This window comes from Flintibacter sp. P01028 (genome assembly GCF_041925235.1).
GTDB classification, from domain to species: Bacteria; Bacillota; Clostridia; order Oscillospirales; family Oscillospiraceae; genus Lawsonibacter; species Lawsonibacter aceti.
The window spans coordinates 1-2,004 of sequence record NZ_JBHEVC010000024.1 but is presented as its reverse complement, the minus strand read 5'-3'; the positions used below and the strand labels follow the sequence as shown (position 1 = coordinate 2,004).

At 43.0% G+C, this 2,004-nt stretch carries 2 protein-coding genes; both read right to left on the bottom strand.

Annotation, left to right across the window (positions count from 1 at the left end):
• Nucleotides 1-112: 112 nt before the first annotated feature.
• Nucleotides 113-493, bottom strand: coding sequence for a MarR family winged helix-turn-helix transcriptional regulator (locus ACEVJK_RS14400; RefSeq protein WP_118567231.1), 381 nt, complete (start codon nt 491-493; stop codon nt 113-115).
• 15 nt (nt 494-508) lie between these two features.
• Nucleotides 509-1,840 (bottom strand): MATE family efflux transporter, encoded by a 1,332-nt coding sequence (locus tag ACEVJK_RS14395; protein ID WP_098924878.1) that lies wholly within the window; start codon nt 1,838-1,840, stop codon nt 509-511.
• Nucleotides 1,841-2,004 lie beyond the last annotated feature (164 nt).

The window sequence follows — 2,004 nt, the reverse complement described above, 5'->3', positions numbered from 1 at the left end:
GCGAGAGACACCTTCTTTCGTAAATGTTGCAAATGTTTGTTTTGGCACTTTCATTATACAACACATGGAATCGAGGTGTCTTTCTTTTATGCAAAATCACGAACTTGCTCATTTATAGTTTCATAAAAAGTTTCTGTTCCTCAGGTGTCCAGGTATCGTAGATCGTGTTTTCGATCTGGATGACTTTGTAGACGGTGTCTTCCATCAGTTTACGGCCTTTTTCGGTGAGGAAGACCATTGTATTGCGGCCTTCTCCTGGGGTAAGGTAGAGGAGGTCTTTCTGCTCCATCTTACGGATTGCTGAATTTACAGTGGATTTTGTCAGGCAGGCTTCTTTGTAGAGAACGCTCTGGTTGCAGCCTTCCTGATGAAAATTAAAAACATACAAAATCCAGAATTCACTGTCTGAGAGATTCATCTTGAGTGCAGCCTCATGGTAGGCACTCTGCATCAGACCTTCAATATAAACCCATTCTTTAAATCTTGAGTCCATGAACTACGCCTCCCATCAAATATATCCATATTTTTTCCTGTTGCGCATCAGGAAGAAGATCGACAGGATCAGTGCAAAAATTTCTGCCGCGATCACTGCATACCAGATCCCATATGGTCCGAACAGGATCGGAAGTACCAGAACACAGATCACTTGAAAAATCAGCGTTCTTCCAAAAGAAATCGTCGCGGAAGTAAATCCGTCGTTCAGTGCAGTGAAGAACGATGATGCATAAATATTATACCCTGAAACAAAGAAGGAAATGGAATATACGGCAAATGCATAGGTTGTCATTTCCAAAAGTTCCGTATCGTAGCTTACAAAGATCATCGACAGCGGTCTTGCCAGAAGTTCTGCCGCTATGGTCAGAACTATGCTCATGACCAGAATGATCCTGAGGCTTTTTTTGAAGAGATTCTTCAGTTCGTCTCTGTTTTCTGCGCCATAATGGTAGCCTACGATCGGTGCGCTTCCCATCGAATAGCCGATATAAATAGACAGAAAAATATCGTTCACATACATGATCACGCCATATGCCGCAACACCATTTGTGCCGAGCATTCGCATCAGCTGCCAGTTATACAGCATATTTACGATTGACATAGACACATTTGTCATAAACTCGGAAGCACCGTTTGTACAGGCTTTTGTGATCGCACGCAGATCCATATGTGTTTTTCCAAGACGAAGTTTACTGCTCCTTGACATGATAAAAAAGGTCAGTGGTACAATGCCGCCGATCGTCTGGCTGAGTGCTGTAGCAGATGCGGCACCTGCCACTCCCCATCGAAATACTGCGATAAACAATGCATCCAGCACGATGTTTAACACACTGGATACCAATGTTGTAACAAGTCCAAGCTGCGGACGCTCCGCTGTGACAAGAAAACTCTGAAATACATTCTGAAGCATAAACGGAACAAGAGCAATCATCAGGATCCTGCCGTAAGTCACACAATATGGGAGCATTTCGGCATCTGCACCCAGAAACTGCGAGATCGGTCCGACAAAGATCTCACTAATTACGGTAAGCAGAAGTCCCAGACCGACCAGCAGATAAACAAGCAGAGAAAAGATCTCGTTCGCTTTCTTCTTATCGCCAACGCCCAAAGTGTAGGCAACGAGTGCACTGCCTCCGGTTCCGATCATAAATCCGACCGCACCGAAGATCATCAGGAACGGTATGACAATGTTGACCGCAGCAAAAGGCTCTGCGCCGATAAAGTTTGAGATAAAAAATCCATCTACAACACCATAGATGGAGTTCAGCACCATCATAATGATGGATGGGAATGTGAAGCGGAGCAGTTTGCTGTAAGTGAAATGCTCCGATAATTCAATATGCATAAAAATCCTCCTGATATAAAAAATGTACGAAATCGTACTTGATAGCTATAAATGAGCAAATTTGAAAAATTGCACAAAACTACACTGCGAATTTCATAAATGAATCAAAATCATTGCTTTCCTTTGCGCATTGAAAAAGATAACGATACTTTTCCAGCTGAATG